Annotated in this window: 20 protein-coding genes; 14 read left to right on the top strand and 6 right to left on the bottom strand. The window is 72.6% G+C overall.

The window, feature by feature from the left end; translation table 11 throughout:
* Positions 1 to 15: 15 nt before the first annotated feature.
* Together AC07DI_RS17535 and AC07DI_RS17530 are read right to left on the bottom strand one after the other, a co-directional pair.
* Positions 16 to 1650: a DUF5691 domain-containing protein gene (locus AC07DI_RS17535; RefSeq protein ID WP_478905145.1), complete on the bottom strand. Its 1635-nt coding sequence runs from the start codon at positions 1648 to 1650 to the stop codon at positions 16 to 18.
* 125 nt (positions 1651 to 1775) lie between these two features.
* A complete protein-coding gene (locus AC07DI_RS17530) occupies positions 1776 to 3128 on the bottom strand; it encodes an SWIM zinc finger family protein (protein ID WP_478905144.1) in 1353 nt (450 codons plus the stop codon).
* A gap of 153 nt (positions 3129 to 3281) precedes the next feature.
* On the opposite strand from AC07DI_RS17530, the gene AC07DI_RS17525 reads away from it, so the two are divergent.
* The 5 genes from AC07DI_RS17525 to sucD all read left to right on the top strand — a co-directional run bounded on the left by AC07DI_RS17525 (position 3282) and on the right by sucD (position 10496).
* Positions 3282 to 4382, top strand: coding sequence for an ATP-binding protein (locus AC07DI_RS17525; RefSeq protein ID WP_384250255.1), 1101 nt, complete (start codon positions 3282 to 3284; stop codon positions 4380 to 4382).
* Entirely contained in the window at positions 4379 to 6910 is a 2532-nt protein-coding gene (locus AC07DI_RS17520) for a DUF5682 family protein (protein WP_478905143.1), read from the top strand. Before AC07DI_RS17525 ends, AC07DI_RS17520 begins: the two co-directional genes overlap by 4 nt.
* Positions 6910 to 8067 (top strand): VWA domain-containing protein, encoded by a 1158-nt coding sequence (locus tag AC07DI_RS17515; protein WP_478905142.1) that lies wholly within the window; start codon positions 6910 to 6912, stop codon positions 8065 to 8067. Before AC07DI_RS17520 ends, AC07DI_RS17515 begins: the two co-directional genes overlap by 1 nt.
* Positions 8068 to 8378: 311 nt before the next feature.
* Positions 8379 to 9557 carry an ADP-forming succinate--CoA ligase subunit beta gene (gene sucC, locus AC07DI_RS17510; protein ID WP_478905141.1) on the top strand — a complete coding sequence of 393 codons (1179 nt, stop codon included), beginning with the start codon at positions 8379 to 8381 and terminating at the stop codon, positions 9555 to 9557.
* Between the two features lie 21 nt (positions 9558 to 9578).
* Positions 9579 to 10496 (top strand): succinate--CoA ligase subunit alpha, encoded by a 918-nt coding sequence (gene sucD, locus AC07DI_RS17505; protein ID WP_478905140.1) that lies wholly within the window; start codon positions 9579 to 9581, stop codon positions 10494 to 10496.
* Positions 10497 to 10625: 129 nt separating this feature from the next.
* Here sucD and AC07DI_RS17500 read toward each other — a convergent pair whose 3' ends face one another.
* A complete protein-coding gene (locus AC07DI_RS17500; RefSeq protein WP_478905139.1) occupies positions 10626 to 12113 on the bottom strand; it encodes a helix-turn-helix domain-containing protein in 1488 nt (495 codons plus the stop codon).
* A gap of 154 nt (positions 12114 to 12267) precedes the next feature.
* On the opposite strand from AC07DI_RS17500, the gene AC07DI_RS17495 reads away from it, so the two are divergent.
* The gene (locus AC07DI_RS17495; RefSeq protein ID WP_478905138.1) at positions 12268 to 14163 is read left to right on the top strand and encodes a cell division protein PerM; all 1896 of its coding nucleotides are present in this window, start codon (positions 12268 to 12270) and stop codon (positions 14161 to 14163) included.
* A gap of 229 nt (positions 14164 to 14392) precedes the next feature.
* On the opposite strand, the gene AC07DI_RS17490 is transcribed toward AC07DI_RS17495, so the two are convergent.
* Positions 14393 to 15247 carry a hypothetical protein gene (locus AC07DI_RS17490; RefSeq protein ID WP_478905137.1) on the bottom strand — a complete coding sequence of 285 codons (855 nt, stop codon included), beginning with the start codon at positions 15245 to 15247 and terminating at the stop codon, positions 14393 to 14395.
* Positions 15248 to 15500: 253 nt separating this feature from the next.
* Between AC07DI_RS17490 and purN the strand changes: the two genes are divergently transcribed.
* Complete coding sequence (gene purN, locus AC07DI_RS17485) at positions 15501 to 16139, top strand: phosphoribosylglycinamide formyltransferase (protein ID WP_478905136.1); 639 nt, start codon at positions 15501 to 15503, stop codon at positions 16137 to 16139.
* On the top strand, positions 16136 to 17713 hold the full coding sequence (purH, locus tag AC07DI_RS17480; protein ID WP_384250235.1) for a bifunctional phosphoribosylaminoimidazolecarboxamide formyltransferase/IMP cyclohydrolase: 1578 nt from the start codon (positions 16136 to 16138) through the stop codon (positions 17711 to 17713). Before purN ends, purH begins: the two co-directional genes overlap by 4 nt.
* 79 nt (positions 17714 to 17792) lie before the next feature.
* Here the strand turns inward: purH and AC07DI_RS17475 are convergent, their stop codons facing one another.
* Positions 17793 to 18416, bottom strand: a complete 624-nt coding sequence (locus tag AC07DI_RS17475; RefSeq protein WP_478905135.1) for a hypothetical protein — start codon at positions 18414 to 18416, stop codon at positions 17793 to 17795.
* A 276-nt stretch (positions 18417 to 18692) separates the two neighbouring features.
* Between AC07DI_RS17475 and AC07DI_RS17470 the strand changes: the two genes are divergently transcribed.
* The 4 genes from AC07DI_RS17470 to AC07DI_RS17455 all read left to right on the top strand — a co-directional run bounded on the left by AC07DI_RS17470 (position 18693) and on the right by AC07DI_RS17455 (position 22421).
* Positions 18693 to 19547 carry a bifunctional methylenetetrahydrofolate dehydrogenase/methenyltetrahydrofolate cyclohydrolase gene (locus AC07DI_RS17470; protein WP_384260575.1) on the top strand — a complete coding sequence of 285 codons (855 nt, stop codon included), beginning with the start codon at positions 18693 to 18695 and terminating at the stop codon, positions 19545 to 19547.
* A gap of 23 nt (positions 19548 to 19570) precedes the next feature.
* Positions 19571 to 20098 (top strand): DUF3017 domain-containing protein, encoded by a 528-nt coding sequence (locus AC07DI_RS17465; RefSeq protein WP_384260578.1) that lies wholly within the window; start codon positions 19571 to 19573, stop codon positions 20096 to 20098.
* A gap of 421 nt (positions 20099 to 20519) precedes the next feature.
* Complete coding sequence (locus tag AC07DI_RS17460) at positions 20520 to 21710, top strand: sensor histidine kinase (protein ID WP_478905134.1); 1191 nt, start codon at positions 20520 to 20522, stop codon at positions 21708 to 21710.
* 12 nt (positions 21711 to 21722) lie between these two features.
* Complete coding sequence (locus AC07DI_RS17455) at positions 21723 to 22421, top strand: response regulator (protein ID WP_478905133.1); 699 nt, start codon at positions 21723 to 21725, stop codon at positions 22419 to 22421.
* A gap of 100 nt (positions 22422 to 22521) precedes the next feature.
* On the opposite strand, the gene AC07DI_RS17450 is transcribed toward AC07DI_RS17455, so the two are convergent.
* Positions 22522 to 22890 (bottom strand): hypothetical protein, encoded by a 369-nt coding sequence (locus tag AC07DI_RS17450; RefSeq protein ID WP_478905132.1) that lies wholly within the window; start codon positions 22888 to 22890, stop codon positions 22522 to 22524.
* Between the two features lie 724 nt (positions 22891 to 23614).
* Here AC07DI_RS17450 and AC07DI_RS17445 point away from each other — a divergent pair.
* On the top strand, positions 23615 to 24706 hold the full coding sequence (locus AC07DI_RS17445; protein ID WP_478905131.1) for a helix-turn-helix domain-containing protein: 1092 nt from the start codon (positions 23615 to 23617) through the stop codon (positions 24704 to 24706).
* 786 nt (positions 24707 to 25492) lie between these two features.
* A complete protein-coding gene (locus AC07DI_RS17440) occupies positions 25493 to 26482 on the top strand; it encodes a malate dehydrogenase (RefSeq protein ID WP_384260591.1) in 990 nt (329 codons plus the stop codon).
* Positions 26483 to 26567: the final 85 nt, after the last annotated feature.

Below are 26567 nucleotides of genomic sequence, written 5' to 3'. Positions count from 1 at the left end.
TCCGAAAGACAGGCCCTAGGGGGCCTCGTGTCGCGGGGTGAGTTCGTCGTGGATCGCCGCGCGGAGGCGGAGCGTGGTCACCAGGCGCTGGAACGCTTCGGACCAGTAGCTTCCCGCGCCGGGTGACGCGTCCTCCGGCTCGTCGGGGACGGCCGTCAGCGCTTCCAGGCGGACCGCCTCCGCCGGGTCCAGGCAGCGTTCGGCGAGGCCCATCACTCCGCTGAAGCTCCAGGGGTAACTGCCCGCGTCGCGCGCGATGTTCAAGGCGTCCACCACGGCGCGGCCCAGTGGTCCGGCCCACGGCACCGCGCAGACGCCGAGCAGCTGGAACGCCTCGGACAGGCCGTGCGCCGCGATGAAGCCGGCCACCCAGTCGGCCCGTTCGGCGGCGGGCAGCGAGGCGAGCAGTTTGGCGCGTTCCGCGAGCGACACGGCGCCCGGTCCCGCTGCGTCGGGAGACGCGGGGACGCCGAGCAGCGCTCTGGACCAGACCGCGTCCCGTTGCCGTACCGCCGCACGGCACCAGGCCGCGTGCAGTTCGCTCCGCCAGTCGTCCGCCACCGGGAGTGCCACGATCTCGGCGGGCGTGCGGTTGCCGAGCCGGGGCTGCCAGGTGGCGAGCGGGGCCGCGTCGACCAACTGACCGAGCCACCAGGAGCGTTCGCCGCGGCCGGTGGGGGGTTTCGGCGTGACGCCGTCCCGCTCCATGCCCGCGTCGCACTCGTGCGGGGCCTCGACGGTGAGCGTTGGCGTGTCCGATGTGTGGTCGAGGGCCACGCAGGAGGCCGCGCGTGCGGACATCCGGCCGGCCAGGGCCGAGCCGGGGAGCGCGGAGAGCAGCTCCGCCGCGGTGGAGCGGACGTTGCGACTGCGGTCGGTGAGGGCCTGCTCCAGGAACGGCTCGTCCTCCGCCGACAGGCCGGTGCGCAGCGAGTCCAGGAACATCAGACGGTCCTCCGCCCGCTCCGTCGACCAGGTGGAGGTGAGCAGGTCACGGGCGGTACGGGCGTCGTGGGCGCGCAGCGCCGTGAGGAGGGCGACGCGCTCGGCGAAGAGGCCCTCCTCCCAGAGCCGGCGGATTTCGAGCTCGTCGTCGGTGGAGGGGAGCGCCACGCCGCCGCTGGGGGTCGCGCGGAGTGCGAACTTCCAGTCGGAGTTCAGGCGGGCCAGCCACAGGGCTCGCGGGCCGGCGAAGGTGAGGGCCTGGGGGCGGAGGTCCGTGCGACCGCGTGCCGCGTTCAGGAGGGCGGGCAGCAGTTCGGGCGGCGCTCCGTATCCCCGGGAGTTGGCCAGGGCCAGCCACTGGGGGAGGAGCTCCATCAGGTCCGGCGCCGCGCCCCGGCGGCCGCCGCTGCCGGTTCCGGGCTGGTCGGTGAGGAGCGTCGCCAGCCTGCGCCTTGCGGCGGACGGCACCGGTGGCCTCGGGTCGTCCGCCGCCGGTTCGGGCGGGGCGGCGGCCGGAGCCGGGCGCAGTCCGGCCCTGCGGCGCACCGTCTGCACCGCCGCCGCGTCCAGGAGGGCGATCGGCGCCTCCTTGCCGGGCGGGTGCAGTGCGGCCGGAAGGGCGCGCCGGTCGGTGCCCAGCAGCGCCGTTGTCACCAGGTCGTCCCATGACGGGTGGGGGGCGGGGGCGGCGGGTGTGGTGGTCATGTCCGTCTGTCTCCTGGGGTGCGTTCCTCAGAGTTGCCTGTCCTGGGGCTTCGTGTGGCATGAGGGTCCGCCCTGGGCGAGAGCGTGCCTGCGCCGGGGCGCAGGCGGGGGTCAAAGGCAGGCCCTCAGCACAGCGACACCGTCCCTTCCGACTCCTTCGGCCAGGCCGCCAACGGGGTGAAGCCCTGGTGACCGCACTCGCCGAACACGGTCAGCGGTGCGCCTCCGGAGACGGCTACCAGGCGCCACAGGCTTGGCCTCGACAGGGCGGACGGCGTCAGCGGCAGCGCCGAGCCGCCTCCGGCGTCCGCCAGTTGCCAGGCCCCCTCGGCCTGGGTCGGTATCACCTCGGAGAGCGTGACCGGCCACGAGTCCAGCCACGGGTCCCCGCGCAATGCCTCGCCGTACCTGGCGGCTGCCTCGTCCGTCCGTACGCCCGGTGGGCGGTGCGAGGTGGGCGCCGGCGCCGTGAACTGTTCGCCCAGGTCCGCGCGGAGCTGCCCCGCGCCTGGATAGCCGGTCACCTCGGCGTCGAGCGCGAGGCCGACGGGGAGGGCGAGGTCGGGCGCGCGGCCCGCCGCCCCGTAGGAGAGGAGGAGCGCGGTGCGGCCGGATTCCGTGCCGTACAGCCAGATGCGGCGAGTGGTGAGTCTGCTGTCCGCCGTGTCGTACTGCGCGAGGACCAGCCAGCGGTCCCGCACCGGTGGGCTCTCCGGCCGGGCGGGCAGGCCCACACGGGAACGGACCGTCGCGGCCAGCTCGGCCGGCAGCCGGTCGCGGTGGAGCCAGCCCTGGTCGAGGAGGTGGAGCAGCGCGCACTCCTCCAGGAGACGCACCGGCCAGCCAGGACCGGACGACGGTATGGCCCCCAACTCCCTTACCCGCGCTGCCAGCCCCGGGGCCTGGGCGTCGACCATGCGGGCCGCTGTCTCCTCCCACAGTCCGTACCCCGCCTGCTCCGCCGACGCGGTGCCGCCGCGGAGCAGGTCGGACAGGCGCTGCTCCAGCTCCGTCACGCCCGCGGTGATCCGTGCGGCTCGCTTCTCCGCCCTTCTGCGTGCCGCCTCCGGGTCGGCGGGGGCGGTGGGCGCCGGGGCGGAACTCCGGTCGGTCTCCGTTCTCTTACAGCGTGCGGCCAGCCATTCCCCGGCCCAGGCCGGCGGTTCGGCGTTCTCCGGAACCGTGCCGTCCGCCCCCGCCCAGATCAGCAGCAGTCCCAGCGCGTGCTTGCACGGGAACTTGCGGCTCGGACAACTGCACTTGTACGCCGGGCCCGTCGCGTCCGCCAGGTCGACGACCGTCTGATACGGCTTGCTGCCACTGCCCTTGCACAGCCCCCACACCGTCCCCTCGTCGGTACTGCCCGCCTCCGACCATGGGCCGGCAACGCCGAGTTTGCTCCCCGCCTTGCGTGACGGAGCGTCAGGAGCCAGTGCGAGCACCTGATCCGCCGTCCAGCGCACCCCCTGCTGAGTCATGTCTCGAAGGTAGGCGCTGCCACTGACAATCGACCTTGCCATCGGTATCTGGGCAGGTCAGAGCCGTGCGGCGGTCGATTGTCAGTGGCGTGGTGCACGGTGGAGACACATCCGGGCCAGATGCGCCCGGACGAGCTGGAGGGGGATCGCTCCATGACCGTTTCCGTCGACGGTGCGCAGGCCTTGCGGCCGCACGCCGAGAACGCCTTCGCCGCCGAACTGGCCGCGCTCGCCGCGCAGGACGACCGGCCGAGGCCGCAGCGGTGGAAGCTCTCGCCGTGGGCCGTCGCGACGTACCTGCTCGGCGGCACCCTGCCGGACGGCACAGTGATCACGCCGAAGTACGTGGGCCCGCGCCGCCTCGTCGAGGTCGCCGTCACCACGCTCGCCACCGACCGCGCCCTGCTGCTGCTCGGCGTGCCAGGCACCGCCAAGACATGGGTGTCCGAGCACCTCGCCGCCGCCGTCAGCGGTGACTCGACGCTGCTCGTGCAGGGCACGGCGGGCACACCGGAGGAAGCGATCCGGTACGGCTGGAACTACGCCCAGCTGCTCGCGCACGGCCCCAGCCGCGACGCGCTCGTGCCCAGCCCCGTCATGCGGGCGATGGCCGAGGGCATGACGGCGCGCGTCGAGGAACTGACCCGCATCCCGGCCGACGTGCAGGACACGCTGATCACGATCCTGTCGGAGAAGACGCTGCCGATCCCGGAGCTCGGCCAGGAGGTCCAGGCCGTCCGCGGCTTCAACCTCATCGCCACCGCCAACGACCGCGACCGCGGTGTCAACGACCTGTCGAGCGCCCTGCGCCGCCGCTTCAACACCGTCGTCCTGCCGCTGCCGGAGAGCGCGGACGCCGAGGTCGACATCGTCGCGCGCCGGGTCGACCAGATCGGCCGCTCCCTCGACCTGCCGACCGGCCCGGAGGGCATCGACGAGATACGCCGCGTCGTCACCGTCTTCCGCGAACTGCGCGACGGCGTCACGGCGGACGGGCGTACGAAGCTGAAGTCGCCCAGCGGCACGCTGTCCACCGCCGAGGCCATCTCCGTCGTCACCAACGGGCTCGCGCTGTCGACCCACTTCGGAGACGGCGTGCTGCGCGCCGGTGACGTGGCGGCCGGCATCCTCGGCGCCGTCGTGCGCGATCCCGCGGCGGACCGGGTGATCTGGCAGGAGTACCTGGAGGCGGTCGTGCGGGAACGCGACGGCTGGAAGGACTTCTACCGCGCGTGCCGCGAGGTGAGCGCATGACCAACGCGGGGGCGCGGGAACCGCTGCTGCTCGGGGTGCGACACCACGGGCCGGGCTCCGCGCGCGCGGTGCGGGCCGCGCTGGAGGAGGCACGGCCGGACGTCGTCCTCGTGGAGGGGCCCCCGGAGGCCGACGGACTGGTGGGGCTCGCCGCCGACGAGGGGATGCGGCCGCCCGTCGCGCTGCTCGCGCACGTGGTGGGCGAGCCGGGCCGTTCCGCGTTCTGGCCGCTCGCGGAGTTCTCCCCGGAATGGGTCGCCATCCGGTGGGCGCTCGCGCAGGGGGTGCCGGTGCGCTTCATCGACCTCCCGGCGGCGCACTCGCTCGCCCTGCGTGCGGAGGAGGAGGCGGAGGAGGGTGAGGACGATGGCGATGGCGGTGGTGAGGGGAGGGGCGTCGAAAAGGAGGGCGAAAAGGAGGGCGAGAAGGGGGGCGGTGGGGGTGATGTGCGGATCGATCCCATCGCCGTGCTCGCCGGGACCGCGGGGTACGACGACCCCGAGCGCTGGTGGGAGGACGTGGTCGAGCACCGGGGGTCGGGGGGCGACGCGTTCGCTCCGTTCGAGGCACTGAGCGAGGCGATGGAAGCCCTGCGCGAGGCCTACGGGGACGGCGGGCACGGCCGTGACCTGGTGCGCGAGGCGTACATGCGGATCCAGGTGCGGGCCGCGGGCAAGGAGTTCGGCGCCGGACGGGTCGCCGTGGTGTGCGGGGCCTGGCACGTCCCGGCGCTGCGCCGCAGGACCACCGTGGCCGCCGACCGGGCGCTGCTCAAGGGGCTTCCCAAGGTGAAGGCCGAGATGACGTGGGTGCCCTGGACCCACCGCAGGCTCTCCCGCGCCAGCGGGTACGGCGCGGGGATCGACTCCCCCGGGTGGTACGGCCACCTGTTCGGCGCACCCGACCGGCCCCTCGAACGCTGGATGACGAAGGTCGCGGGGCTGCTGCGCGACGAGGACCGGCTCGTCTCGTCCGCGCACGTCATCGAAGCGGTACGGCTCGCCGACACGCTGGCCGCGATGCGGGGCAGGCCACTGGCCGGGCTCACCGAGACGACCGACGCGGTGCGGGCGGTGATGTGCGAGGGGTCCGACGTGCCGCTCGCCCTCGTGCACGACAAGCTCGTCGTCGGGGACGTGCTGGGGGAGGTGCCGGAGGCGGCGCCCGCGGTGCCGTTGCAGCGGGACCTGACGCGGCTCCAGCGCAGGCTGCGCCTGGCGCCGGAGGCGTTGGAGCGGGAGCTTGAGCTCGACCTCCGTAAGGAGAACGACGCCGCGCGCAGCAGGCTGCTGCACCGGTTGCGACTGCTCGGCATCGGCTGGGGCGAGCCGATGGTGTCCCGGGGGAGCACGGGGACGTTCCGCGAGACGTGGCGGCTGCGGTGGGAGCCGGAGCTGTCCGTGCGGGTCGCGGAGGCCGGGGTGTGGGGGACCACGGTTCTGGGCGCGGCCACGGGCAAGGCCTCGTCCGACGCCGTAGAAGCGCGGGCCCTCGCCGAGGTCACCGCGCTCGCCGAGCGGTGCCTGTTGGCGGAGTTGCCGGACGCGTTGCCCGTGGTGATGCGGGTCCTCGCGGACCGGGCCGCGCTCGACACGGATGTCGGGCACCTCGCGCAGGCCCTGCCCGCGCTCGTACGGTCCCTCAGGTACGGGGACGTCCGGGGGACCGATACGGAGGCTCTCGGCGAAGTGGCCCTCGGCCTCGCCGAGCGGATCTTCGTCGGCTTGCCGCCCGCGTGCGCGGGGCTCGACGCGGACGCGGCTCTGGAGATGCGGGGGCACGTCGACGCGGTGCACCAGGCGGTGGGCCTGCTGGGGGAGTTGGCGCCACCGGCTTCGGCGCCACCGGCTTCGGCGCCACCGGCTTCGGCACCGGCGGCTCGGGAGGGTGTGCGCGCCCGGTGGGTTTCCGTGTTGCGCGTGCTCGCGCAACGCGAGGGCCTCGCCGGGGTCGTTCGGGGGCGGTGCGTGCGGCTGCTCCTGGACGGCGGGGAGTTGGGGGACGAGGAGGTGGCCCGGCTCATGGGGCTCGCGCTCTCCCGGGGAAACGCGCCCGCGGAAGGCGCCGCCTGGATCCAGGGGTTCGTCGGAGGCGGCACCGGCGGCGGAATGCTGCTGGTGCACGACGAGCGGCTGCTCGGCCTTGTCGACGACTGGCTGTGCGGGGTGTCGGACGGCGCCTTCACCGACGTACTGCCGTTGCTGCGGCGCACCTTCTCGGCGTACGAGCCGGGAGTGCGGCGGACGTTGGGGGAACTGGTGCGGCGCGGGCCGGTGGCTGCGAACGCGGCGGTGCCGAGCGGCGCCGGCGGCATACCCGGCTACGCCGCGGAGCTCGACCCCACGCGCGCGGACGCCGTCGTGCCGCTCGTGCACCTGCTGCTCGGCCTCTCGGTCGTGCCGCACGGGGAAGCGGAAGCGGAGGGAGAGGCGGCGGGAGGGGTCCGTGCCGACAGTGGCGGTACCCGTCGCGGTCGCGACGGTGGCCGTGCCGGTCGCCGTGGGGATGAGTTCGAGGGGGTGGCGTGATGGCTGAGGTGAATGAGGAGCGGCTGCGGCGGTGGCGGCTCGTGCTGGGGGGTGACGGCGCTGACGGGACGGGGTGCGCGCTCGGTGGCCGGGACGCGGCGATGGACGGGGCGCTGACCGCGCTGTACGGCGGGGCGGGTGAGAAGGACGGCCGGGGGCGGGACCGTTCGGCGGGGCTCGGGGCGTCGGCGCCGTCCGTGGCGCGCTGGCTCGGGGACATCCGGACGTACTTCCCCTCCTCTGTCGTCCAGGTGATGCAGCGCGACGCGATCGACCGTCTCGGACTCTCCGCGCTGCTCCTCGAACCGGAGATGCTGGAGGCCGTCGAGGCCGACGTGCACCTGGTGGGCACGTTGCTCTCGCTCAACAAGGCGATGCCCGAGACGACCAAGGAGACCGCGCGTGCTGTCGTGCGCAAGGTCGTCGAGGAGCTGGAGAAGCGGCTCGCGACCCGCACCCGTTCCGCCCTCACCGGAGCGCTCGACCGCAGCGCCCGCGTCAGCAGGCCGCGCCACCACGACATCGACTGGAACCGCACGATCGCGGTCAACCTCAAGAACTACCTGCCGGAGTACCGGACGATCGTCCCCGAGCGGCTCATCGGGTACGGGCGGGCGTCCAGGTCGGTGAAGAAGGAGGTCATCCTCTGCATCGACCAGTCCGGGTCGATGGCCGCCTCCGTCGTCTACGCCTCCGTGTTCGGCGCCGTGCTCGGGTCCATGAGGTCGCTCGACACCCGGCTCGTCGTCTTCGACACGAACGTCGTCGACCTGACCGACCAGCTCGACGACCCGGTCGACGTCCTCTTCGGTACGCAGCTGGGCGGCGGCACGGACATCAACCGGGCGCTCGCGTACTGCCAGTCGCAGATCACCCGGCCCGCCGAGACCGTCGTCGTCCTCATCAGCGACCTCTACGAAGGGGGCATCCGCGACGAGATGCTGAAGCGGGTCGCGGCGATGAAGGCGTCCGGAGTGCAGTTCGTGACGCTGCTCGCGCTCTCCGACGAGGGGACACCGGCCTACGACCGCGAGCACGCGGCGGCGCTGGCCGCGCTGGACGCACCCGCCTTCGCCTGTACCCCGGACCTCTTCCCGGAGGTGATGGCGGCGGCGATCGAGAAGCGCCCCCTGCTCATACCGGACACGGTCACCTGATCGCGGGAGCAACCGGAGCGAACAAGAGGTGTCCGACGCCACAGAGACCGCCCGGTCACCACGGCTGCCGCGGATTTTGCCGCGGTGACCACGCGACCTGTGACCGTCATCACCGCCCAAATGTGACCTGCGATTTAGGGAGGCACGGCCCACGGCGATAACCTGCGAGACGGACATGCCGCGTACCGGACTCCGTCCTACGCCTCCCTTGTGACAGCGCAGTCACGTTGCCCTCCGCGGCACGCCCACGCAGACAGCTGACACCAAAGCAGCGAGATCGCAGCGAGATCACGGATTAGGGACGGACGCGCGTGGACCTGTTCGAGTACCAGGCGAGGGACCTCTTCGCCAAGCACGGTGTACCGGTGCTGGCCGGTGAAGTCATCGACACGCCTGAGGCGGCGCGCGAGGCCACCGAGCGACTGGGCGGCAAGTCGGTCGTCAAGGCGCAGGTGAAGGTCGGTGGCCGCGGCAAGGCCGGCGGCGTGAAGCTGGCGGCGAACCCGGACGAGGCCGTCGCTCGCGCGACGGACATCCTCGGCATGGACATCAAGGGCCACACGGTCCACAAGGTGATGATCGCCGAGCTGTCTCCGGAGATCGAGGCGGAGTACTACGTCTCGTACCTCCTCGACCGCACCAACCGCACCTTCCTGGCCATGGCGTCGGTGCAGGGCGGCATGGACATCGAGGAGGTCGCGGAGAAGACCCCCGAGGCCCTCGCGAAGGTCCCGGTCAACGCCGTCGAGGGCGTGAACATCGAGAAGGCCCGCGAGATCGTGGCCCAGGCGAAGTTCCCGGCCGAGGTGGCCGAGGGCGTCGCCGAGGCGATGGTGACCCTGTGGGAGACCTTCGTCGCCGAGGACGCGCTCCTCGTGGAGGTCAACCCCCTCGTCAAGACCAAGGACGGCCGCATCCTGGCCCTGGACGGCAAGGTCTCGCTCGACGAGAACGCCGACTTCCGCCAGGCCGACCACGAGGCCCTCGAGGACAAGGACGCAGCCAACCCGCTCGAGGCTGCCGCCAAGGCCAAGAACCTCAACTACGTCAAGCTCGACGGCGAGGTCGGCATCATCGGTAACGGTGCCGGTCTGGTCATGTCGACCCTGGACGTCGTCGCGTACGCCGGTGAGGCGCACGGCGGCGTGAAGCCCGCCAACTTCCTCGACATCGGTGGCGGCGCCTCCGCCGAGGTCATGGCGAACGGCCTGGAGATCATCCTCGGCGACTCGGACGTCAAGTCCGTCTTCGTCAACGTCTTCGGTGGCATCACCGCGTGCGACGAGGTCGCCAACGGCATCGTGCAGGCCCTGGAACTGCTCGCCTCCAAGGGCGAGAAGGTCGAGAAGCCGCTGGTCGTGCGCCTCGACGGCAACAACGCGGAGCTGGGTCGCAAGATCCTGAGCGACGCCAACCACCCGCTCGTGCAGCGCGTGGACACCATGGACGGCGCGGCCGACAAGGCCGCCGAGCTCGCGGCTTCGAAGTAAGGGACGAGGGACAGAACAGCCATGGCTATCTTCCTCAACAAGGACAGCAAGGTCATCGTCCAGGGCATGACCGGTGCCACGGGCATGAAGCACACCAAGCTCATGCTGGGTGACGGCACCAACATCGTCGGCGGCGTGAACCCGCGCAAGGCCGGCACGAAGGTCGACTTCGACGTCCCCCAAGGCCCTAATGGCCAGGGAGGGGCCCCCATCGAGGTACCGGTCTTCGGCACGGTCAAGGAGGCCATGGAGGCCACGGGCGCCAACGTGTCCGTCCTCTTCGTGCCGCCGGCCTTCTCCAAGGCCGCCGTCGTCGAGGCGATCGACGCCGAGATCCCCCTCGCCGTCGTCATCACCGAGGGCATCGCCGTCCACGACTCCGCCGCCTTCTGGGCGTACGCGAAGTCGAAGGGCAACAAGACCCGCATCATCGGCCCGAACTGCCCCGGTCTCATCACCCCGGGCCAGTCGAACGCCGGCATCATCCCGGGCGACATCACGAAGCCGGGCCGCATCGGCCTGGTCTCGAAGTCCGGCACGCTGACGTACCAGATGATGTACGAGCTCCGTGACATCGGCTTCTCCTCGGCCGTCGGCATCGGTGGCGACCCGGTCATCGGCACGACGCACATCGACGCCCTGGAGGCGTTCGAGGCCGACCCCGACACCGACCTGATCGTCATGATCGGCGAGATCGGCGGCGACGCGGAGGAGCGCGCGGCGGACTACATCAAGGCCAACGTGACGAAGCCGGTCGTCGGCTACGTCGCCGGCTTCACCGCGCCCGAGGGCAAGACCATGGGCCACGCCGGCGCCATCGTCTCCGGCTCCTCCGGCACGGCCGCCGCCAAGAAGGAGGCCCTTGAGGCCGCGGGCGTCAAGGTCGGCAAGACGCCGACCGAGACGGCCAAGCTCGCGCGAGCGATCCTCGCGGGCTGAGGTTGCCTCGGCAGTATCTGAAAGCGGGCCCGCACCTTTGGTTGAGGTGCGGGCCCGCTTTTTGTGCTCTGCGGGAGAGTGCTCGGCGGGAGAGCAGGGGCTTGTCGCGCAGTTCCCCGCGCCCCTGAATCAGTCCGGCCGGGGAGTCAGGCGTTCGGGGCCCGTGGACAGTTCTGCCCGGAGTTTGTCGCGCAGGAAGTGGTCCTCGGGGGTGAACGGGCCCGGGCCCATCCGCGGGGGTACGCCGCTGATGGCGGTGCCGGGGGCCAGCGGGGGCTCGTAGTGGGTGGGGGCGTTCCGCAGGGCCAGCGCCGTCGCGCCGACGATCAGGGCCGTGAAACCGATGGCCGCGCGCGTCCAGAACTGGACGTGGTACTCGCTGCCGGCGCGGATGCGCTCGGCCTTGGGCAGCCGCAGCCGCTCGCCCCTGCCGATCTCGCCGAGGCGCCGGTGCAGTACGTCGGGGTCGGCCAGGTCGGGCAGCCGTTCGCTGATCCTCTCGCGCGCGTGCAGCACACGGTTCGCGGTGGCGGGCGTGCTCGCCTCCGTCTCGGCCGCCGTCTCGGGCAGGTCGAGGCCGACGCCGTCGTACAGCATCAGGGCGCGGCGCTGCACGGGCGGCAGGCTCAGGAGCACCTTCAGCAGGGCGCGGTCGTCCTCCGTCGCGGGCGGCGCGTCCGGGTGGCGACGGCCGGGGCGGTAGCGGTGCCAGGGGGCCATCGCGTACTCGTACGCCGCCGCGCGCACCCAGCCCGCCGGGTCAGGGTCCAGGGCGACATCGGGCCAGCGCTGCCACGCCAGTTGGAAGGCGCGCTCCACCGACTCCTGCGCGAGGTCCCGCCGTCCGGTGAGCGCGTACGCCTGGCGTACGAGGCCGGGGGCGCAGTGGGCGCAGAGGGCGTCGAAGGCCTGGGCCGGGGTGAGGTCGACGGGGCCGGCGGGTTCGGGGACGGTCGGCCGTTCCGGATGCGGGAGGGCGTGACCGGCCACGGCGGGGGCGGCGGGCGCCACGGGTGTCGGGGCCTCGGGTTTCGCCGCGCGCTTGGCCGCGGGCTGCGGTCTCGACCGCGACTTCGCGCCGTCGGCGGCTCTCGCCCATCCGGGCACGCGGCCCCGTTCGGGCGGGGGAGGGTGGGGTGGTCCCGACCGTCGTGACGTGGATGGCGAGGACGGTGAGGACGGCGAGGACGGGGAGAGCGGCGAGGACGGGGAGAGCGGCGAAGGTCTGTCGCGGGGTGGGGCGGGTGCGGCGGGGCCGGTCGTGGCCGGGGCCTTCTCCGGTGCCCCGGCCGGAACCGTGGCCGGCCTCTTGGCCGCCGGCGCCACCGGTGCCGCTGCCGGTACCGCCGGTGTCGCCGCCTGTGGCTTCTCCCGGGTGTCGGCGCATGCCTTCTCGCGGGTCTGCTGCTCCTCCGCGGTGGCGGCCGCGTTCAGGAGCCTCGCGTACGTCTCACGCTTGCGGCCCCGCGGGTCCGTGCGGCCCGTCTCCCAGGAGCGCACTGTTTCGCGGGTGACGCCGATCCGCGTCGCGACGTCGGTCTGGCTCAGCGACTTCGCCTCGCGCAGCCTGCGGCGTTCCTTGGGGGACGGCAGAGGCGTGGCAGGGCTCTGGGGCATGTCGGACTCTCCGCACCGTGGGCCGACGTACGGCGACCGGGAGCTGGGCACAGCCGACTCGCCGTACGAAAAAGTACATAAACGTATATTGGGCGACACATCCGGTATTCGCCTGTTACGCGGAGAAAGCGCGTGTCGTTGGGACCATGGCCGCGTGACGCAGACGACGGATCCCCACGCCTCAATGCCGCCCGTCAAGCCGCTGCGCGAGCGGGCCCACGATCATTCACCCGGCCTGGCCACCTGCATGCTGAGCGGAGCCGTCGCCGCGTGCCTCGGGCTCGGCGCGTCCGCCGTTCTGGTGCTGACGCTCTGGATCACGTCGCCGTACCCGGACAACGGCCCGTCCGGCGCGCTGCACGTCGCGGCGGGGCTGTGGCTGCTGGCGCACGGCACGGAGCTGATCAGGGCGGACACGCTCTCGGGAGCGCCCGCGCCGGTCGGCGTGACCCCGTTGCTGCTTGCCGCGCTGCCCTGCTGGCTGCTGCACCGGGCGGCGCGGGAGGCGGCGGCCCCGGAAGAGCTCGGGCACGCGGTACGGACGGCGTGGAGCGGGGTGGCGGCCGGTTATCTGCTGGTCGGCACGGCCGCCGCGCTGTACGCGACGGGCGGTGAGCTGCGGCCCGGCTGGTTCAGTGCCGTCTTCCACCTCCCGGCGCTCGCGGTGAGCGCGGCAGGGGTCGGGGTGTGGACGGCCCGTGGCCGCCCGCACGGGCCGCTGCCGGCGTCCCTCGGGCGGGTACGGAACGTTCCCGACGAGGCGCGCGGCACGTTCGCCGCGGGCTTTGTCGTACGCGGTCGGGCGGTGGCCGTCGCACGGGCCGGGGCGGCGGGCGCGGCGGCGCTCGTCGGGGGCGGGGCGCTGCTCGTCGCGGTGTCGCTCGTGTTGCACGCCGGGTTGATGCATATGTCGTTCGCGCAGGTCGCGGACGTGTGGTCGGGACGTCTCGCGGTGCTCGTGCTGGCCCTCGCGCTGGCGCCGAACGCCGCGGTGTGGGGCGCGGCCTACGGCCTCGGCCCCGGCTTCGTGCTCGGTACCGGAACCGTCGTCGGCCCGCTCGCCGCGGAGGCGGCGCCGGCGCGGCTGCCGTCGTTTCCGCTGCTGGCGGCGGTGCCGTCGGCGGGTCCCGGCACGCCGCTGAGCTGGGCGGCCATGGTGGTCCCCGTGGCGGCCGGGCTCACCGTGGCCTGGTGCACGGTCCAGGCGGCGGTGCCTGCCTCCGGGCAACGGGCCGGGGCGTGGTCGCCGGGGCGTACGGCCTCGGGGGCCGCGCTGGCGGCGGTGGTGTGCGGGGTGACGACGGCGGGGCTCGCGGCGCTGGCCGGCGGGCCGATGGGGGTGGCGGTCCTCGCCGAGTTCGGGCCGGTGTGGTGGCAGACGGGGGCGGCGGCGCTGGGGTGGGTGGCGGTGATCGGGGTACCCACCGCGCTGGGCTTGCGGCTGGTGCGACTGCGGACGCCGTCCGGCGGGGCGCGGCGAGGGTGGTTGCCGTGGTACGCGATGCCTTCGCGGCGGGTGCCTCGGCCGCGGGCGCCCCGGGCCGCGCGGGGGCGGCTTCTCAGGGGCGGACGCACGACTGAGGATGCCGCCGCTCCCGGGGGTGCCCCACCGGGCAGCGGTGCGGCCACGGAGCCGGGCAGGCGGTTTCCGTGGTTCGGGCGTAAGGCGGGTGCGGGTGGGGGTGATGGCGTGGCCGGGGCTGCTTCGGTGGGGGGCGGCGTGACCCCGGCATCAGCTCCGGCGCCGGTCGGTCGGCCTGCGTGTACCGGGCGTACCGCCGAAGATGTCGGCGTACCCGCGAGCCTCTCGTCCGAGGACGGCACGGCCGCGGCGCCGGCCGACGCCGCCCGCGTAACGACTGACGATGACGCGTCGCCCGCCCCGGGCACCCCGCCCGCCCCGGCGACCCCATCGCCCCCGATTGCCCCGCCCACTCCTACCCGGCACCACGAAGACGGAGACGACGCCACCGTCGCCCGGGAGGCGGCCCGCGGTGAACCGCTGAAGGGGGCGGGGGAGCAGCGTCAGGAGGATCGGGAGCCGTCCTGACCTTCCGGCGGTCACCAGCTCCGCCGCCCCGCCCCGTCTCCTCCTAGGGCCTGTCTTTCGGATCTGTCCGGGGTCGCGGGGTCCGGCACGCACATCTGCGGCGTTGTCGTCGGTTGCCAACGCTCCGCGTTGCCGCCCTCCTCCGCCTTGCAGCTGCACGCACCAGACCCCGCTCAAGCCCCACCCAAGGCAAGGCCACCCAAGTCCGGCCTGATCCGAAAGACAGACCCTAGTCCTGCTCCCCCAGCAGCGGACGCAGCGGCTTCGGCAGGAGGTCTTCGCAGGACTGCTTCGATACGTTCGTGAGCGCGTCGTCCACGCACGTGTAGTAGTCGCGGTACACCAGCTGCGCCGTGAACGTCGCCGCCACCATGAGCAGCGCGAGGGCGCCCGTCACCAGGCCGCTGATCGCGGCCGTCGTCTGCGGGCGGGTGCTCGACGGGTCGGTCCGGGGCCGGTCGGCGGGGGTGCCCGGAGCGGCGCCGGGAGTGGCGCCCGGAGCGGTGACCGAAGTGGCCGAGCCGGTCGCGGGCGGGGCCGCCGGAGCCGTCGGGTCCGGCGTGCGCGGCTTCGCGCGCAGTGACTGGACGGCCCACATCAGCGCGAGCGCGCCGAGCAGCAGCGCCAGGTAGCGCCAGCCGAACAGGGCGAAGAAGAAGCCCCACATGCCGGAGAGCAGGGCGTAGCGCGCGCGGCGCTGGGACGGGTCCGTCGGGTCCCAGCGCATGCCGCCGCCCTGGCCGCCCGGGCCACCCGGTCCCGTGGGACCCTCCCGGTCCCGGTCGGGACCGTTCTGCCGGCCCGGCCGTTCGCCGAAGACGCCGGGGGAGCGGCCCGGCTGGCGGTCGCTCCACTGGCTGCCCCAGGGGGAACCGCGGTCCGGGTCGTCACCGCCGGAGTCGCCCGAGGGGCGGCGCGGCTGCCACGGCCGGTCCGGTGTCCCCTCCGGCGGCGGCGCGAAGGGATTGTCGTCGTCCTTGCCCGTCCCCTGGGAGCCCGTTTCCTGGGAACCCGTGCCTCGGGACTCCGGCCCCTGGGAGTCGGAGTCCTGCGGTGGAGACGAAGGGCGGCTACGGTCCGGCATCAGGTGTGCGTCTTCCCCTTGGTAGGGCCTCGTGGTGGAGCCGGTGTGCGGCTCGGCAACGCGGCGTTCGTCGGTATTCAGGCGCCTTTCCCACAGACGCTACCTTCCGCCCGCGCCCCCGTCCCGTGAGGGGCGGTTCCGTGTGCCGGTATCGTTGCTGGCGGTCGGCCGCTTCGTAGGGTTCCCCGTATCCAGGGGCCCGAAGCCTTCGTACGACCGTACAAAGACGCACCTTCCGAGAAAGGGCCCCGCCGTGGCCGAGAGCGCTGTGGTCGCTCGCCCCAAGCGACTCGTCGTGCTGGTCTCCGGGTCGGGCACGAACCTTCAGGCACTGATCGACGCCATCCACGCCGAGGGCGCGCGGGCCTACGGCGCCCAGATCGTCGCGGTCGGCGCCGACCGCGACGGCATCGCGGGCCTGGAGCGCGCCGAGCACGCCGGGCTGCCGACGTTCGTCTGCCGCGTGAAGGACCACGCGACCCGCGACGAGTGGGACGCGGCGCTGGCCGCCGCGGTCGCCGCGTACGAGCCCGACCTGGTCGTCTCGGCCGGGTTCATGAAGATCGTGGGGAAGGAGTTCCTCGCCCGCTTCGGCGGGCGGTTCGTGAACACGCACCCCGCGCTGCTGCCCAGTTTTCCGGGGGCCCACGGTGCGCGCGACGCGCTCGCGTACGGCGTGAAGGTCACCGGCTGCACCGTCCACTTCGTCGACGACGGCGTCGACACCGGCCCGATCATCGCCCAGGGCGTGGTCGAGGTCCGGGACGAGGACGAGGAGAGCGCTCTGCACGAGCGCATCAAGGAAGTCGAGCGCACGCTGCTCGTCGATGTCGTGGGGCGTCTGGCCCGGCACGGCTACCGCATTGAGGGACGAAAGGTTCTTATCCCGTGACCGCCGAAGCTAAGAACGCCCCCGAGGCGCAGCGCCCCATCAAGCGCGCGCTCGTCAGCGTCTACGACAAGACCGGCCTGGAGGACCTCGCGCGCGGGCTGCACGAGGCGGGCGTCGAGCTCGTCTCGACCGGCTCGACGGCCGCGCGGATCGCCGCCGCCGGGGTGCCCGTCACCAAGGTCGAGGAGCTCACCGGCTTCCCCGAGTGCCTGGACGGCCGGGTCAAGACCCTGCACCCCAAGGTCCACGCCGGCATCCTCGCCGACCTGCGCCTGGAGGACCACCGCAAGCAGCTCGCCGAGCTGGGCGTCGAGCCCTTCCAGCTCGTCGTCGTGAACCTGTACCCCTTCAAGGAGACCGTCGCCTCGGGTGCCACGCCCGACGAGTGCGTCGAGCAGATCGACATCGGCGGCCCCTCGATGGTCCGCGCCGCCGCCAAGAACCACCCCTCCGTCGCGGTCGTCACCGACCCCGAGCGGTACGCGGACGTCCTGGCCGCCGTGCGCGACGGCGGCTTCGACCTGACCGCGCGCAAGCGGCTCGCCGGAGAAGCGTTCCAGCACACGGCCGCGTACGACGTGGCGGTGGCCGGCTGGTTCGCGGACGACTACGCGGCGGCCGACGACAGCGGCCACCCCGAGTTCCTCGGCGCCACGTACACGCGCAAGAACGTGCTCCGCTACGGCGAGAACCCGCACCAGGGCGCGGCCCTCTACGTCGACGGCAAGGGCGGTCTCGCCGAGGCCGAGCAGCTGCACGGCAAGGAGATGTCGTACAACAACTTCACCGACACGGACGCCGCGCGCCGTGCCGCGTACGACCACGACGAGCCCTGCGTCGCGATCATCAAGCACGCCAACCCGTGCGGCATCGCGATCGGCGCGAACGTCGCCGAGGCGCACCGCAAGGCGCACGCCTGCGACCCGCTCTCCGCGTTCGGCGGCGTGATCGCGGTCAACCGCCCGGTGTCCAAGGAGATGGCCGAGCAGGTCGCCGACATCTTCACCGAGGTCATCGTCGCGCCGGAGTACGAGGACGGCGCCCTCGACGTCCTCACCAAGAAGAAGAACATCCGCGTGCTGCGCGCCCACCGCGCCCCGGCCAACCCGGTCGAGGTCAAGCAGATCGACGGCGGCGCGCTGCTCCAGGTCACCGACCGCCTCCAGGCCGAGGGCGACGACCCGGCCAACTGGACGCTCGCCACGGGCGACGCCCTGAACGCGGGCGAGCTCGCCGAGCTGGCGTTCGCCTGGAAGGCGTCGCGCGCGGTCAAGTCCAACGCGATCCTGCTCGCCAAGGACGGTGCCTCGGTCGGCGTCGGCATGGGCCAGGTCAACCGCGTCGACTCCGCGAAGCTCGCCGTCGAGCGCGCGGGCGAGGAGCGGGCGCGCGGCTCCTACGCCGCGTCCGACGCGTTCTTCCCCTTCCCCGACGGCCTGGAGATCCTGACTGCCGCGGGCGTCAAGGCCGTGGTGCAGCCGGGTGGTTCGGTCCGCGACGAGCTGGTCGTGGAGGCCGCGAAGAAGGCGGGCGTGACGATGTACTTCACGGGGACGCGGCACTTCTTCCACTGAGCGGACCCGACGTAGAGAGAACGACGGTGGCCGCGCCCCCTGTGAGGGGCGCGGCCACCGTCGTACGTACCCGACTCGCTCAGTAGCGGGGGCGGTTGAACCAGGCGGTGCCGCTGGGGACGACGGGGGCGACGGTGATGATGACGGCGAAGACGACCCAGATCAGCGGGCCGATGATTGCGGTCGCGAGGCCCGTGTCCAGACCGACGAAGAGGTAGATCAGACCGACGACACCACCGAGTGCCCCGTACACCACGGTGGTGATCCGCACGCCCTGGGCGCCCCGGCTGAACTTCACACCGAGCGTGATCGACAGGGCGGCCAGCGCGGCGGCGATGAGCGCGAGGATCACGAAGATGCCGGCGGCCGCGTCACCGAAGTCGCCCGCGTCGCTGAACCCGAGGTCGTCGGCGCCGTCGGAGACGTCGTTGGCGACGGCGGCGCCGTAGAGGCAGCCGATGGCGCTCAGGATCTGCACCGCCGAGATGAGGAACAGGAAGACACGCGCGGTGACCAGGAGCCCCGGCATCGACTGCTGCATCATGTTGCCGCCCGGGTACCCGGGGTACGCGGGCTGCTGCGGGTAGCCGTAGGGCTGCTGCGGCGGGATGCCGGGCGGGGCCTGGGGATAGCCGTATCCGGGAGCGGCCGGGGGCTGCTGGGGCGGCTGCCCGTATGGGTTGTTCGGGTCGCCGAAACTCATGGCGGTCTTCCTCCGTCGGGTGGTGCGGGGACGACGCGGCACATCACGGAGGAATGTTCTACAGATGCGGTCCGTCCCCCCGACACTGCCCGCGGCACTGTGCCGCATATCGTTCTTTAACCCCGGCTTACTTGTCCAGCCGCATTCCATATGTGTTGTGCAAGTGCAACCTCGCTGATCAGCGGTGAGGCTCCGGTGGCGCCGGGGAGCGACGCCGGGGGCGCGGGCGGGCGACCTGATTGGTACCGGGCGGGCCTCATCCGGGAAGATGGAGGCATGACCGCCCAGATTCTCGATGGCAAGGCCACCGCAGCCGCGATCAAGTCCGAACTGACCGCCCGCGTGGCGGCCCTGAAGGAGAAGGGCGTCACGCCCGGACTCGGTACCGTCCTGGTCGGCGACGACCCGGGCAGCCAGAAGTACGTCGCGGGCAAGCACCGCGACTGCGCGCAGGTCGGCATCGCCTCCATCCAGCGCGAACTGCCCGCCACCGCCTCCCAGGAGGAGATCGAGGCGGTCGTCCGCGAACTCAACGACGACCCCGCCTGCACCGGCTACATCGTCCAGCTCCCGCTCCCCAAGGGCATCGACGAGAACCGCGTCCTCGAACTCATGGACCCGGACAAGGACGCCGACGGCCTGCACCCGATGAACCTCGGCCGCCTCGTCCTCAACGAGCCGGCGCCGCTGCCCTGCACCCCGTACGGGATCATCCGGCTGCTCCGGCAGCACGACGTGCAGATCAAGGGCGCCGAGGTCGTCGTCGTCGGCCGCGGCGTGACCATCGGGCGGCCCATGCCGCTCCTTCTCACCCGCAAGTCCGAGAACGCCACGGTCACCCAGTGCCACACCGGCACCCGGGACCTTGCCGCCCACCTGAAGCGGGCGGACATCATCGTCGCCGCGGCGGGTGTGCCGCACCTGATCAAGCCGGAGGACGTGAAGCCGGGCGCCGCGATCCTGGACGTCGGCGTCTCGCGCGACGAGAACGGCAAGATCGTCGGCGATGTCCACCCGGGCGTCGCCGAGGTCGCCGGATGGATCTCCCCGAACCCGGGCGGCGTCGGCCCGATGACCCGCGCCCAGCTCCTGGTGAACGTCGTCGAGGCCGCGGAACGCCACGCGCGCTGAACGGAAAAGAGACGAGGCAAGCCATGAGCGCAGAACCTGGCACGGGCGGCTCCCCGGGCGCTTCACGGGCCGAGGACGCTCTCGGTGTCGACGTCGAGAAGGGCGCCGAGGACGTTCCGCTCGCCAAGGGCACGGTCAGCGCGCCCGGACCGGACGGACGGCCCCGGAAGGTGTCGCGCCGCTTCCCGCTGTTCACGCGCGACACCGCGCGCCCCGAGGGCGGCGGCCGTGCCGCGGCGGGCGACGCCCCCGCACCGGCCAGGCAGTGGCCGCTGATCAGCGTCGTCTCGCTGGTCGGACTCGGCTTGCTGCTCACCGCGTTCGACGTGTTCCGCGTCGGCACGATACTGGTCGGCGTCGCGCTCATCGGGGGCGCCGCGCTGCGCTGGGCGCTGCCTGACGTGGGCATGCTGGCGGTGCGCTCGCGGTTCACGGACATGGTCACGTACGGGGTGCTCGGCGTCGCCATCGTGCTTCTCGCGATGATGGCGCAGCCGGATCCGGTGCTGGAGATCCCGTTCCTGGACGACACGTTGCACTACACGATCTAGGCGGGCGTGCGGGCGTGCGGCCGTGCGGGCGTGCGGCCGTGCGTGCGTGCTGGCGCGCGGGTGGGCGTACGACGGTACGTCGCGGTACGTCGGCAGGCAGGCCCGCGTCGGCGCGAGCAGTGCCTGCCGCGCTCGATGTCTGGCGGTGGCCCGTCTTCCCCCGAGGAGACGGGCCACCGCCATGTGGACCGGGCGCCCCCGTTCGGTCCCCCCCGGCGGCCGCGGTCCCGGGCGGCTCCGGCGGTTCGGCCGGTGCCGCGTGGCACTGGTCCCACACGCTACGGGCGGCCGTCGCACGCGTCGTCCCGCGCTGGGTTGAACCCCGCCTGCTCCCGGCGCGGTACCCGCCCGGTTCCTACAACTTCCGCTGTACCGCGCCTGGTTGACGTTCCGCCGCCCATGTGCGCGTTACGCTGCGGCGATGCGGATCCGCCCCCTCGCCGTCGACGCGGTCATCGCGGTCGCCCTGACCACGGTCGCCGTGCTGCTCGGCCAGGAGTCCGCCAAGCAGGGCTGGACCGAACTCGACGCCGTGGGGTACGCGTTGGTGGCCCTGGTCAGCCTCCCGGTCGCGGTCCGGAGCAGGGCACCGCTCGCCGTGCTGCTCGTCGTCCATCTGGCGTGGTTCGTGTACGTCACCGCCGGTTACTGGCCCGTGGTCGGCACCTTCGGACCCATGCTCTGCGTCTACACGGTCGCCTCCCTGTGCCCGCCCCGCACCTCGCTCCCCTGCACCGCACTGATGGCCGGGTTGTGGATCTACGCCGGTGCGATCAGCGAGGGCGCCTCCATGCCGTCCGTCGTCGGGCAGGCCGTCGGCTTCTCCCTGGTCCTCTGGCGCTTCGGGCACGTCGCGCGCCGGTCGGCCGAACTGGCACGGCAGTTGAAGCGGGAGCAGGACGAACGCGCCCGGCGCGAGGTCGCCGAGGAACGCGGCCGGATCGCGCGCGAACTGCACGACGTCGTCGCCCACCACATGTCGGTGATATCCGTGCAGGCGGGCCTCGCGACGTTCGTCTTCGGCTCCGACCCGGCCACGGCACGCGCGGCGCTCGGCACCATCTCGGGGACCAGCGGCGAGGCGCTCGAAGAGCTCCGGCGCATGCTGCGGGTGCTGCGCGCCGAGGGCGGCACGGGTGAGGGCGGGGAGGGTGAGGGCGGCGAGTACGGGCAGTGCGGAGACGGTGGTCCCGCGGCGCCCATGCCCGGCCTGTCCCGTCTTGACGACATGGTCGAGCGCGTACGGGCCGGGGGCACCAGCGTCGAACTGCGCGTCACGGGAACGCCGCGGCCACTGGCGCCCGGCATCGAACTCTGTGCGTACCGCGTCGTCCAGGAGTCGCTGACCAACGTACTGAAGCACGCCCCCGGCGCCGCGGCGACCGTCGAACTCGCCTACCGGCGGCGGCACATCGAGGTCTCCGTCATCAACGAAGGACAGGGGGTGATTCAGGACAGAGTGCGGACAGGCAGTGGACACGGCTTGATTGGGATGCGGGAGCGGGCCAAGCTCTACGGCGGGGCGATCAGCATCGGCCCGCTGAGCGAGGGGGGATTCGCGGTGCGCCTCACCCTGCCGACCTCGGCACGGGGGGACGACGCCACGGAGTGACCGGACAGCCGCATGACCGCATGCATCAGAGTGCTCGTCGTCGACGACCAGTTCCTCATCCGAGCGGGATTGGTGGGGCTGCTGCGCGCCGCGCCGGGCATGGAGGTCGTGGGGGAGGCGGGCGACGGCGACGAGGCCGTGGAGCTCGCCGCGCGGACCCGTCCCGACGTCGTCCTGATGGACATCCGGATGCCGGGCATGAACGGCATCACGGCCACCGCGAAGATCCTGCGGCAGGCCGCCGAACCGGCGCCGCGTGTGCTGGTGCTGACCACGTTCGACCTCGACGAGTACGTGTACGGGGCGCTGCGGGCCGGAGCCTCCGGGTTCCTGCTCAAGGACTCGGGGCCCGAGCGGCTGCTCGCGGCGGTGACGGCGGTCGGCGGGGGCGACGCGCTCTTCGCGCCCAGCGTGACGCGGCGCCTGGTCGAGGCGTTCGCCCGACGGGGGGTGGAACCCGACGGCGCGGAACGCAAGCCCCCGCCGGAGCTGGGGGCGCTGACCCTGCGCGAGGTCGAGGTCCTGAAGCTCATCGCCCGCGGCCTGACGAACGCGGACATCGCGGAGCGGCTCTACATCAGCGAGGCCACCGTCAAGACCCACCTCAACCGGACGATGAGCAAACTCGACCTGGACAGCCGGGCGCAGGCGGTGGTGGTCGCGTACGAGACGGGGCTCGTCACGCCGGGGGCGGCGGGCGGTTCGGGCTGACGCGGTGTCCCGCAGACCGCGGCCCGTCCTCTCCCCCGGGATGAGGACGGGCCGCGGGGCCGGGTGGGCGGTGGGCCCGGAAGTGGGCTCATAGGCGGGTTTAGCAGGTGACGACCTTGCCGTAGGAGCCGCGGCCCCAGGTCCACTCCCACTGCTCGTTGTTCTGGTAGGTGAGGCACGGCGAGTCGTTGCCCCAGTCGATGACGACCTTCAGGTGCATGGCCTGGCCGCAGTGGTTGGTCACCTTCACGTACTTCTTGTGCTTGATGACGTCCCGCTTGACGCAGGCCGGGGCCGTTCCCCGGAACGTCGCCGTGGAGGCGACGGAAGTGGTGGTGGAGGTGGCGGAGGTGGTGGACGTGGCGGGGGCGGTGGAGGTCGCCGAGACCGTCGGGGCCGTCGCGAGGACGGTGCCGAGGAGGGCGGATGCGGCGATGACGCCGCCGGCGAGCCGCTTGCCGTACTTCATGCCCGGTTCCCTTCGGGAGTACGTGGAGTCCGTGGAGTCCGGAGTCCGGTTCGTGCTGTTGGCCTGAATCCTGCTGTTGCCGCACCGAACTCTGCCGAGCCCTCCGATCGTGGAGGCGCAAGACATGGCCGAAGTCGCCCTTTCGGGGCCGTTCGCTGCCGCGGGAAGAGGCGGTGCCCGCCCTCACCCCCGTGAGAGGGCGGGCACTGCCGTTCGAGGGAGACGGTTCCTGTGTGATTCCCGCTGGAACCTCCCGATATAAGCGGTGCGTTCCGCTCGTGATCCAGAGTCATGGACCCGCCAACCGCGTTCAAGGGATGGTCGGTCCCTGTGGCACGGAGGTGACCATTCCGCAACGGTGTTCGAGCTGTGCAACAGGTGCAACGTGCCTGGTCCGGGGCGTGAAAATCCGAGTACTGAGGGGTGCGGGGGGAGTGGATGCGGGGCCGGGTGCGGGGGTGGTGTGGGGCTGGGCGCCGCATTTCGGAAGCATTGGGGCCTATGGGGCCGGTACTCGGGGTTCCGCATCGTGCCGTGGGACGGCGGTGGGACACTGTGCGGACGACCGCAGGGAGCGCGGCGGTGCTCGCCGTGGCCCGAACGCTCCCGTGCGCCCCCACTCCGGGAACTGAAATCCGGGCTCCGCGCATCCCTCTGGGTAGTCCGGCTGGGTGGTTCGTAGCGGGGGGCAGGACAGGAACGTACGGGGGGAACAGGGGGAGCAATGCCTCGTTGGAAGGCGCTACCGGATGAGCTCGACCCGCAGGTCACGGAGTTCGCCGGCCAGCTGCGGAGGCTCGTTGACCGCAGCGGTCTGAGCATCGCGGCGGTGTCGGACCGCACCGGCTACAGCAAGACGTCCTGGGAGCGCTATCTGAACGGGCGGCTGCTCGCGCCGAAGGGGGCGATCGTCGCGCTGGCGGAGGTGACGGGTACGCCGCCCGTGCATCTCATCACCCTGTGGGAGCTCGCGGAGCGGGCGTGGAGCCGTTCCGAGATGCGGCACGACATGACGATGCAGGCGATACGCATATCGCAGGCTCGGGCGGCGTTGGGGGAGCCTTCCGCAGGTCCCGGGCACGGGGCCGGTACCGGTACCGGCCCCGATACCGGTGCAGGGTCCGGGGTCGCCAAGCCTTCGGCGTCCCCGCAGCCTTCCGAGCCGGGCCGTGGGGGTAGCTGGGGCGTCGGTGGTGCGGGCGCCGTGGGGCGGGTGACGGGTGTGGCCGGGCCGGCCGGGGTGTCGCCCACCATGCCACCGGGGGCGGCGCCGGGTGCGCCGGTGGACGGCGGGGGCACGCCCGATCGGCAGCGGGGCCGCAAGAAGCTGACGATGTTCCTCGCGGGGGTGGTCGGTGCGCTCGTCGTCATCGCCGCCGCGGTCTATCTGGTCGGCTTCGGCGACGACGGCAAGGGCGGCAACGAGGCGAAGCCGTCCGTGACGCCGACCGCCAGCGACACGAAGCTTCCCGCCGGGGTCGAGTGCAGCGGCGAGGGCTGTGCGGGCAAGGACCCCGAGAAGATGGGGTGCGGCGGCGACCTGGCCAGGACGACGGCGCGGACCACGATCGGCAGGACGCTGGTCGAGGTGCGGTACAGCAAGGTGTGCGGGGCCGCGTGGGCGCGGATCACGCAGGCGACGCCGGGGGACGAGCTGACGATCACCGGGGTGGGGGGCGGCGCCGAGGCGAAGCAGAACGGCACGGTGGACGCGGACTTCGACGCGTATACGCCGATGGTGGCGGCCAAGTCGGGCACGGCGGCGAAGGCGTGCGCGACGCTTGTGTCTGGGCGTGGGGGCTGTACGGGGGCGTAGGCGGCTGCGCTTGGGCGGGGTCGTGTGCGGCTGCGCTTGGGCTGGTGCGCCTCGGGTGCGTCTGTGGGGCGGGGCCGCGGGGGTATGTGCGTACTCGCTATCCCTGCGTCACGCTGCCCGGACAATGGGGCTACAGCGTGCTCGGTGCTCCGTTCGCACATACCCCCACGTCCCCTCCGGCCGGTTTCGCGGCTGCGGCCCGGTGGGGGCGTGTCCCTACTCCGGCCGTACGTCGCAGGGTGAACGGGTGGGTGGGATGCATCCGCCGCGAAGCGGCGGTCCTGTCCGTGCCCGCAGACGGAAGGCGGGGGAGATGCCCACCCGCCCGCCCACTCCGCCGCGAAGCGGCGGGCCCGTTCGTACCGGCGGACGGAAGGCGGGGGAGCCCCCCACCCACCCATCCCGCGAAGCGGGAGAGGGTGAAGGGAGTTCGGGCCCCCACAAAAATGTGGGGGCCACACGCATGGCGGCGATTTCGCGGGGCAAGCGGACCGTACCCCCACGGGAGTGGTCACACCCCCACGGCGGCCGCCACGCTCCCTCCCCCGAGGTGGCGGCCGCCCCCCCCAACGGCGACACGCGAACGCTGTGTGCTGGGCCACACCGACCCGGCGGCCAGGGGTACCCGGGGCGCGATAGCCTGACGGCGGATCTCTCTTGATGCCAAGAGATCGATCATCGAAAGGCGATCGAGGACTCGGCGAGGTGTCGGCGGGGATCCAGGAACCAGGGGATCCACGTATGAAGGACCGGGACCCCACCGCCAGCTGTCTTACGGAGATCGCCATGACCCGCACTCCCGTGAATGTCACCGTCACCGGCGCGGCCGGCCAGATCGGCTACGCGCTGCTCTTCCGCATCGCCTCGGGCCACCTGCTCGGCGCTGACGTGCCGGTCAACCTGCGCCTTCTTGAGATCACGCCGGCCCTGAAGGCCGCCGAGGGCACCGCCATGGAGCTCGACGACTGCGCCTTCCCGCTGCTGAACTCGATCGAGATCAGCGACGACCCGAACGTCGCCTTCGACGGCGCCAACGTCGCGCTGCTCGTCGGCGCCCGGCCGCGTACCAAGGGCATGGAGCGCGGTGACCTCCTCGAGGCCAACGGCGGCATCTTCAAGCCCCAGGGCAAGGCCATCAACGACCACGCCGCGGACGACATCAAGGTCCTCGTCGTCGGCAACCCGGCCAACACCAACGCGCTCATCGCGCAGGCCGCCGCCCCGGACGTACCGGCCGAGCGCTTCACCGCGATGACCCGCCTGGACCACAACCGCGCCCTGTCGCAGCTGGCGAAGAAGACGGGCAGCTCGGTCTCCGACATCAAGCGCCTGACCATCTGGGGCAACCACTCGGCCACCCAGTACCCCGACATCTTCCACGCGGAGATCGCCGGCAAGAACGCCGCCGACGTCGTCAGCGACCAGGCCTGGCTCGCCGACGAGTTCATCCCGACCGTCGCCAAGCGCGGCGCCGCGATCATCGAGGCCCGTGGCGCCTCGTCGGCGGCCTCCGCCGCCAACGCCGCCATCGACCACGTCCACACCTGGGTCAACGGCACCGCCGCGGGCGACTGGACCTCCATGGGCGTCCCCTCGGACGGTTCGTACGGCGTGCCGGAGGGCCTCATCTCCTCCTTCCCCGTCACCACCAAGGACGGCAAGTACGAGATCGTCCAGGGCCTGGACATCAACGAGTTCTCGCGCACCCGCATCGACGCCTCCGTGCAGGAGCTCACCGAGGAGCGCGAGGCCGTCCGCGGTCTCGGCCTCATCTGAGTCCCGGCAGCACCCGTCACCCGCCGCCCCCGGCGGCCGCTCCTCGCAGCGGCCGCCGGGGGCGGTCGGCGTTCCGGTGTTGTGC

The sequence above is a fragment of the Streptomyces sp. NPDC044106 genome (genome assembly GCF_056433985.1).
Note: the sequence above shows the minus strand (reverse complement) of the source record. Positions and strands in the feature narration are given on the sequence as shown.

What these genes read in the sequence shown, in the direction of transcription:
- AC07DI_RS17535 (WP_478905145.1), bottom strand. Translation starts at nt 1,650, where the DNA reads ATGACCACCACACCCGCCGCCCCCGCCCCCCACCCGTCATGGGACGAC.
- AC07DI_RS17530 (WP_478905144.1), bottom strand. Translation starts at nt 3,128, where the DNA reads ATGACTCAGCAGGGGGTGCGCTGGACGGCGGATCAGGTGCTCGCACTG.
- AC07DI_RS17525 (WP_384250255.1), top strand. Translation starts at nt 3,282, where the DNA reads ATGACCGTTTCCGTCGACGGTGCGCAGGCCTTGCGGCCGCACGCCGAG.
- AC07DI_RS17520 (WP_478905143.1), top strand. Translation starts at nt 4,379, where the DNA reads ATGACCAACGCGGGGGCGCGGGAACCGCTGCTGCTCGGGGTGCGACAC.
- AC07DI_RS17515 (WP_478905142.1), top strand. Translation starts at nt 6,910, where the DNA reads ATGGCTGAGGTGAATGAGGAGCGGCTGCGGCGGTGGCGGCTCGTGCTG.
- sucD (WP_478905140.1), top strand. Translation starts at nt 9,579, where the DNA reads ATGGCTATCTTCCTCAACAAGGACAGCAAGGTCATCGTCCAGGGCATG.
- AC07DI_RS17500 (WP_478905139.1), bottom strand. Translation starts at nt 12,113, where the DNA reads ATGCCCCAGAGCCCTGCCACGCCTCTGCCGTCCCCCAAGGAACGCCGC.
- AC07DI_RS17490 (WP_478905137.1), bottom strand. Translation starts at nt 15,247, where the DNA reads ATGCCGGACCGTAGCCGCCCTTCGTCTCCACCGCAGGACTCCGACTCC.
- AC07DI_RS17475 (WP_478905135.1), bottom strand. Translation starts at nt 18,416, where the DNA reads ATGAGTTTCGGCGACCCGAACAACCCATACGGGCAGCCGCCCCAGCAG.
- AC07DI_RS17470 (WP_384260575.1), top strand. Translation starts at nt 18,693, where the DNA reads ATGACCGCCCAGATTCTCGATGGCAAGGCCACCGCAGCCGCGATCAAG.
- AC07DI_RS17465 (WP_384260578.1), top strand. Translation starts at nt 19,571, where the DNA reads ATGAGCGCAGAACCTGGCACGGGCGGCTCCCCGGGCGCTTCACGGGCC.
- AC07DI_RS17460 (WP_478905134.1), top strand. Translation starts at nt 20,520, where the DNA reads ATGCGGATCCGCCCCCTCGCCGTCGACGCGGTCATCGCGGTCGCCCTG.
- AC07DI_RS17455 (WP_478905133.1), top strand. Translation starts at nt 21,723, where the DNA reads ATGACCGCATGCATCAGAGTGCTCGTCGTCGACGACCAGTTCCTCATC.
- AC07DI_RS17450 (WP_478905132.1), bottom strand. Translation starts at nt 22,890, where the DNA reads ATGAAGTACGGCAAGCGGCTCGCCGGCGGCGTCATCGCCGCATCCGCC.
- AC07DI_RS17445 (WP_478905131.1), top strand. Translation starts at nt 23,615, where the DNA reads ATGCCTCGTTGGAAGGCGCTACCGGATGAGCTCGACCCGCAGGTCACG.
- AC07DI_RS17440 (WP_384260591.1), top strand. Translation starts at nt 25,493, where the DNA reads ATGACCCGCACTCCCGTGAATGTCACCGTCACCGGCGCGGCCGGCCAG.